Origin of the sequence: Phaeodactylibacter luteus (assembly GCF_007993045.1) — a bacterium.
Lineage (GTDB): Bacteria > Bacteroidota > Bacteroidia > Chitinophagales > Saprospiraceae > Phaeodactylibacter > Phaeodactylibacter luteus.
On the sequence record NZ_VOOR01000096.1, the window covers coordinates 1 to 6,678 of the forward strand.

The 6,678-nt window shown below is 52.9% G+C and carries 6 protein-coding genes; 2 read left to right on the top strand and 4 right to left on the bottom strand.

All coding sequences use genetic code 11. From position 1 onward, the window contains the following. Positions 1 to 473: 473 nt before the first annotated feature. Positions 474 to 734: a hypothetical protein gene (locus FRY97_RS21285; RefSeq protein WP_147169647.1), complete on the top strand. Its 261-nt coding sequence runs from the start codon at positions 474 to 476 to the stop codon at positions 732 to 734. On the opposite strand, the gene FRY97_RS21290 is transcribed toward FRY97_RS21285, so the two are convergent. The 4 genes from FRY97_RS21290 to recR all read right to left on the bottom strand — a co-directional run bounded on the left by FRY97_RS21290 (position 726) and on the right by recR (position 5,797). Beyond that, positions 726 to 2,156 (bottom strand): hypothetical protein, encoded by a 1,431-nt coding sequence (locus tag FRY97_RS21290; RefSeq protein ID WP_147169648.1) that lies wholly within the window; start codon positions 2,154 to 2,156, stop codon positions 726 to 728. The two genes, FRY97_RS21285 and FRY97_RS21290, sit on opposite strands and share 9 nt — an antisense overlap. A 219-nt stretch (positions 2,157 to 2,375) precedes the next feature. Next, entirely contained in the window at positions 2,376 to 3,137 is a 762-nt protein-coding gene (locus tag FRY97_RS21295; protein WP_147169649.1) for an MBL fold metallo-hydrolase, read from the bottom strand. Between the two features lie 56 nt (positions 3,138 to 3,193). After that, positions 3,194 to 5,152 (bottom strand): glycosyltransferase family 2 protein, encoded by a 1,959-nt coding sequence (locus FRY97_RS21300; protein ID WP_147169650.1) that lies wholly within the window; start codon positions 5,150 to 5,152, stop codon positions 3,194 to 3,196. 33 nt (positions 5,153 to 5,185) lie between these two features. Then, complete coding sequence (gene recR, locus FRY97_RS21305; RefSeq protein WP_147169651.1) at positions 5,186 to 5,797, bottom strand: recombination mediator RecR; 612 nt, start codon at positions 5,795 to 5,797, stop codon at positions 5,186 to 5,188. Between the two features lie 114 nt (positions 5,798 to 5,911). Between recR and FRY97_RS21310 the strand changes: the two genes are divergently transcribed. Continuing rightward, complete coding sequence (locus FRY97_RS21310) at positions 5,912 to 6,595, top strand: DsbA family protein (protein ID WP_147169652.1); 684 nt, start codon at positions 5,912 to 5,914, stop codon at positions 6,593 to 6,595. Positions 6,596 to 6,678: the final 83 nt, after the last annotated feature.

Sequence of the window (6,678 nt, forward strand, 5' to 3'; positions counted from 1 at the left end):
GGAAAGCATAAACGACTGCGGCATTTCGGTTTGCGCCCAAAGCCCAAAGGGTGAAAACCCAATAAGCGGCCAACCCCTGATACTTGTGCTTTTAGCATACTGCGCCCGTTCCTGGCTTTGGCTGGGGCGGGCGCACTTGTTTACCATAAATTATTGAAAAAATAACAGACTTAAAACCAAGAGTTGGCAAGGCTTTGGAGATGTTGCGCCCTTTAAGTAGGGCCTGCAGCGATCCAAACCCTAGGAAATGTTGTTTACATTTTGTAAATTTGGTAACTGATTTTTCAAATAAAGTTTGGAAAACAACACGCAATCCAAAACATCTTTGCCAATGAACGCCCTTTCCTTAGAATTGTGCTTTTGGTGACCCGCTACTGTTTTCATACGATCGACAACGCCTATTTCAAACCGATGTCCCCCCCTTGTCCGCTCCGGCGCACAGGCTTCCACATCAACTAAAATCCGATTCAGGTATGAGAAAAAGGTCCATCCAAAGGCGGCTGATCAAAGCCCGTATCGCACTGAGCCACACCATTCAAAAGATACTTGACATCAACAAAAACCGCAAACGGCTACCTTTCTCCCGGCAGCCGGAGCAAAAATTGCAGCACCTTGATGAAGAGCTGAGGGTGTTGAACAAAATGGCCGAATACCAGGCCCGCCTTGTGCGGCATTACGAAAACACCTTGTCAGACACCCCTGGGGAAGCCCGGCGAGAGCCATCCCTACCCTAACGTCAACGGTATTTTGCCCTGAACCCTATTGACAATGCCAGGAATGAACGGGCGTATCTGCTCCAGCAGATCGCCCAATTGGTACTGCTTGTCTTCTATTCGGTCCAGATTGTCTATCGATTGGCGAATGAGGGCAGACAGCTCCTCTTTTTCCATTAGCATTTCCTTGTACTGAGCTACTGCGTTGTACCACAAAATAGTGGGCAGATAGTTGGCGTTGCGCTGATACTGCCGCTCCCGGTCTAGCAACTGATATTTGCGGACCACCTTCAGCAATTTGGCATAGCGTTCCTGCCGCAGCAAAGCCTCTAGGTATGAGGAGAAGAAAATGTGCCAACGGTACTCAAATATCTCTTTTTTATAAGCCTGCAGAAAGGATTCTGCATAATTCTCGGCATTGCGGTATTGGTGGTTGTAGTTGAGGCACTTAAGGTAGAAAGCAACAAACCCGATGCGGTTGTGGAAGCTGGGGGTATGCTTCATTTCCGGATAGGCTGTGCGCATTAGCGAAAGCGCCTCGCTGTACTTTTTCTGCCTCAGCAAAACTGCGCTGAGGTTGTTGACATAGTGGATGTAGTCGCTGTTCTTGTCCCGGATTGATAGGTAGCCGTAATATTCTGCCTTATCGTAATCCTGAAACTTGGTGTGCAGCAGCACCCGGTTGCCGTAGTAATTGAGGAGCAGGCGGCGGGAGTAGTACTGCCCTTCCTCAAACACCTTGTCGATATAATCGTACTTCTCTCGAAGCTTTTCAAACTGCCGGTAATTGAAATAGATAAAGGTAAGCCGTACCAAAGCCAGGTAGCGGTTCAGCCCGTCAAGGTGCTCATCATAGAATACCTCCGTGAGCCATTCTTCCCATTGCATAGACTGTGCCGAACGGTCAGAATATTGCCCCACAATATCGAGGGTGGCCGTGTGCATGCGCTCGAACACCTCCTTGCAGGTATCGTACCGCTCTCGGTAGGTGCGCAAAAAGTCATCTGCTACCCGGTGGTAAGCATACCGCATCCGGATGAGGAGGTATTGCCGGTAGAGCTGCACCAGCTCATAAAACTTCGTGAAGTAAAAATCGAGCTTATCGTAGTCTCGTATCGCTTTGACCAACTGCTTCTCCTCTTGCGGCTCAATGGCATCCGTCATGATCTGCCGCTCCATGTGGGTCATCCAATCGAAGCGGACATCCACATCTATGGATTCCAGCCGGTCATTGATCCAATTCTTCAGGTTGGAATACTTGCGCTTGTCTATGCTCTTGTCATAAGGGGTGAACTGCCGGATATGCCTACAGTTGTAATCCAGCTGCTCCAATATGCCCAGCTTTATCTCGTCTTCAAATTGCTGAGCACCCAGCAGGTAAGAGGTTTCATGTGGCAAAAGGCTGTCAGCAAACTCTGTAAATTTTTGGAGCTTTTTTCTCATGGCCCGTACATTTTAAGGAACCGGGGCTAGCCGGCACTCACAAATCAGTCGTTCAACACCGGTGCCTGCGCATGCGTTGAGCAACTTGGGCTGCCCGGCAGGGCCTAAGGTAAGCCATTTGCAGCAAATACAAAAATATATAGATACCTATATACCTTAATACCGAATAAAAGCTTGCCGTGCCAGGGGGCAGCACAATTTGCTGCCCCCTGGCACAGCTCAATCCATATTGGGGTACCAGTCCCGCAGCCGGACTTCCACCTGAGGGGCTTTCTCCCCTACCATCTGCCTAAAAAGCTCCACGTCGCTGAAGCTCCCATCCCCTTGCCGGTAATGATAAGGGTATACTACTGCCGGGCGGAAAGCGGATACCCCATCAGCAGCTTGATGGACATCCATGGTGTACGGCAGGTTCATACAAACGAAGGCGATATCAATATCCTCAAGCTGCCGCATCTCAGGGATGTCCTCGGTATCCCCAGAAATATACACCCGCTGGCCGCCGCTTTCTAATATGTAGCCGTTGCCCCAGCCTTTAGGGTGCCGGGCGCCCTCCTCCGGGAGGTTGTACATCGGCACAGCACGGACCCCTACCCCTCCGATAGCCGCCTCCTCTCCATTGGACAATGCTACCACTTTAGCGAAAGCGATGTCTTCCGGCAGCTTCTCCAATACAGCGCTTGGGGCTATCAGCGTGGAGGCAGTAAGGTCGAGCCCGCGAAGGGTCTCTGCATTCAGGTGGTCGCCATGTGGGTGGGTGATGAGGACAAGGCTTGGCTGGCCAAAAGCCTCAAAGCGCTCCGCTCCCCCATAAGGGTCGACAAAGATCGTCCCTGAGCTGGTTTCAAGTACCAAGGTACCGTGAAAAACCGGGTGGACGATCAGCCCTTGAAGCGTATCGGGCTGGGCCGGCAGCACAATGCTCCCTGCCAGTAATGCAAAGAGCGCCAAGGCTAGCTTTCTGCTTAAAGCAATCAACATATCTCTATATTTTCCAATCTAAAAAAAGAAAACCTAACAAATAGGGCGCCAAAAGGTTAGCCACGCCCCAGCAAACGCCAGCTGTTGATGAGGATATCCAAGTCTTTGCCTGTTTGGTAGTCCTTGGCATAGAAAAAATTCAGCCGGTGGCGGGTGGGCTCGTCCAGGTTTTGCAGGCCCGCTGCATCTGCGGGGGTCACCACCCCGGGCCGGAGGGCCGGCAGGCTGATATCTAGCGAATTTGTAGGAGCGTAGCCTACCCAGGAAGCCCTGCCAGAAAACACCCGCCAAAGGTTGAGGAATACCCCTTTGGGAGGCCGGGCGCCCAAGGCCAGCACAGGCGACAGTACGCCAATGATGATGCACAACAAAATGTCCAACATGCGTTTATTGCGGCGGCTCATTGGCTGATCGATAGCATACTGAATGTCTACCGTATACAACCTGCCACTGCTGTTCTTTGAGCTGCTCCCGATTATGCTGAGGCTTTCCTGTGGCACAATCTTGTAGTCAATACGGGGCCCGAGGCGGGACATCCAGCTCATGATCTCCTGTGCGCTCACATCGCGGGAGCAAAAGATCACCTCCCCTACCCCATAAATCTGTACCACTTCGCCCAACTGCCCCAAGCCGCTGAGGTAGGCCTTCCGGTCGGCCTCCTGAGCAGGCGCAACAGTGCCGATGACCTGCCGGTGCACTTCGGCCTTGTGCAGCAGCTGTTGAACACGCTCGCTTTCTCCCAAGGAGCCCACGACTACGATGCGCCGGTCATCCTCAGCGCCCAGCCTGAAGTTTTTGTGCCGGGCAAAATGTATGGCCAGGCGGGAAGCTGCCAAAGCGCCAGCCGACCAGGCTGCGCCCAGAAGGACCAGCGCCCGGCTTGTCCGGTACTCTAGGTCGAGCAGCCCATAGACTGCTAGCAGAACCACCGTGCCCATCAGCAGGCCGCGCATCAGCCGCCGCAAGGAGAAAGGCTCGTCGTAGCCGCCATTGAAATAAATACCGGCAAGCCAAATAGCAGTGTACAAAGGGAAGTTGAAATATAGGATGCCATCTGCATAATAGTTGGGGTCACCAAAATGATAGCGCCCCCAGAAGGTACGGAGAAACAGCAGCCCGCCCAGCACCAGGCCGGCATCGAGCAGAGGCCAGGCAGCCCGCCGGGCAAAATTGCTGGCCAAGGTGAGGCCCGCCCGCAGGTAGATGGCCACCTGCAGCATGAAAACGAAGAGCGAGGCCTGCTGCCCATCGAAGTGCTTGCGCGCAAAGATGATCATCGCCTGGTAAAAGGCTTTTACATAATTGAGGCTGCCCTTTTTGGTACTTTCCCCTTTGTAGTGGATAATGCTCGTGCCCGGGTAGTAATAATTTTTGTAGCCCCCCTGTGTAATGCGGTAGGAAAGGTCTATATCCTCTCCATACATAAAAAAGGTTTCGTCCAGCAGCCCTACTTTGTCCAATGCCGCCCGCCGCATAAACATAAAAGCCCCGGCCAGGACCTCGATCTCATGCACCTCCCATTCGTCCAGGTAGCCCAGGTGGTAGTGGTTGAAAAGGGGGGAGCGGGAAAACAGCCGGGACAGCCCTACCGATTTGCAAAAAGCAGCCCAAGGCGAAGGGAAGCCCCTTTTGGATTCTGGAAGGAAAGCGCCAGAGCCATCGATCATCCGGACGCCCAGCGCACCGGCTGCAGGGTGGGCGTCCATAAAAGCGATGCACTTGGAGAAGGTATCCTCCTCTACTACGGTATCAGGGTTGAGCAACAGCACATACTCTCCTGAAGACTGCCGGATGGCCTGATTATTGGCTATAGAAAACCCGGGGTTGTGCTTGTTGGTGATCAGGTGCACTTCCGGGAACTTTTCCTGCACCATATGGACAGATTCGTCCACTGAGTTGTTGTCCACCACCCAAGTCTCTACATCCAGCCCTTGGGATGCACGGCGCACAGAAAGCAGCGCCTGCTCCAGGAAGTACTTGACGTTGTAGTTGACGATAATGACCGATAACTTCATTGTGCAGGGTTCGCAATGTCCAAATGGCAATCTCTAACCATTCTTCTGATAAGGCACTCTAGCTGCTATAGAGCGGCCTAGGGTCAGCTCATCGGCATACTCCAGCTCTCCGCCGAAAGAGACCCCCCGGGCGATGGTAGAAATTTGCACCTCTTTGCCCTCTAGCTTACGGGTGAGGTAAAAGATGGTCGTGTCGCCCTCAATCGTGGGGCTGATGGCCATGATGATTTCTTTCACCCCTCCTTTTTCCACCCTGCCGACCAGGTCGTCTATGGTCAGATCTGATGGGCCGACGCCCTCAATGGGAGAAATGACGCCTCCTAGCACATGGTAGAGCCCCCGGTACTGCCCAGTATCTTCTATAGCCATGACATCGCGGATGCCCTCCACCACGCAAATGACGCTTTCCTCCCTGCGCTTATCGCTGCAGATATTGCACAACGGGCCATCGGACAGATTGAAGCACTGCTTGCAAGGCTGTATGTGCTCGCGCATACGGATGACCGCGTCTGCAAAGCTCCGGGATTGTTCGGCAGGCTGCTGTGCCAGGTGCAAGGCTAGGCGCAAGGCTGTTTTGCGGCCGATCCCGGGCAGGGTAGCGAAAGCGTGTACCGCTTCTTCGAGATATTTGGAAGAAAAATTCATAGTCGTGATTGGCGTTCAGAGCAAAATCAAAATTAGCAATTCCGGGCAGAAAAACTTTGCGCGGGCAAACAATTCGTGGCCTAAAGCCTTTGATGGTTAAACAAAAAACAGAGCATGACCCGGTCTTTGGATCAGTTTGGGCTGCAAAAACCAGCCTTCTTCTATTTTTACGATGCCCTCTGCGGCTGGTGCTATGGGTTCAGCCCTGTTGTCCTTTCCCTTTACGAAAAATACAAGGCGCATATCGAGTTCGAAGTGGTATCTGGCGGTATGATCACCAACGAACGGGTAGGCCCGGTCGGGGAAGTAGCGCCTTACATCAAACAGGCTTACCGCACCGTAGAAGAACGCACTGGCGCCCAATTTGGCCCGGCCTTCCTGGAAGGCATTTTGGAGGAAGGGAAGGCGGTCTTCACCTCCGTTCCGCCCGCAGTTGCCATGGCGGTGCTCAAGCGCAAAGCGCCTCAGCAGCAGATACCTTTTGCGGCATTGCTTCAGCGGGCCGTCTATTCTGATGGCATACGCCCTGCAATCAACACAGATTATGTACCTTACGCCGTGGAGGCCGGGCTCGATGGGGAAGATTTCCTCGAAGCCATGAACCAACTGCAGTACCGGAAGGCTGCACAGGACGAATTCCGCCTAGCTGCCCAAATTGGGGTGCGGGGCTTCCCGACTTGCATTATGAAGCGGGGAAATGATTACTTCCTGCTCGCTAATGGCTACCTGCCCTTCCCCCAACTGGAAAAAGGGGTCCAACAGGTGCTCTCGGGCAAGGCTGGCGCTCCTGTACAATAGAAAAACCATTGCATATCACAGCTGTACAGCAGATGTTTTAATTATTCCCCAATAATCATTTTCTTTGCAGTTAGTGTATTGCA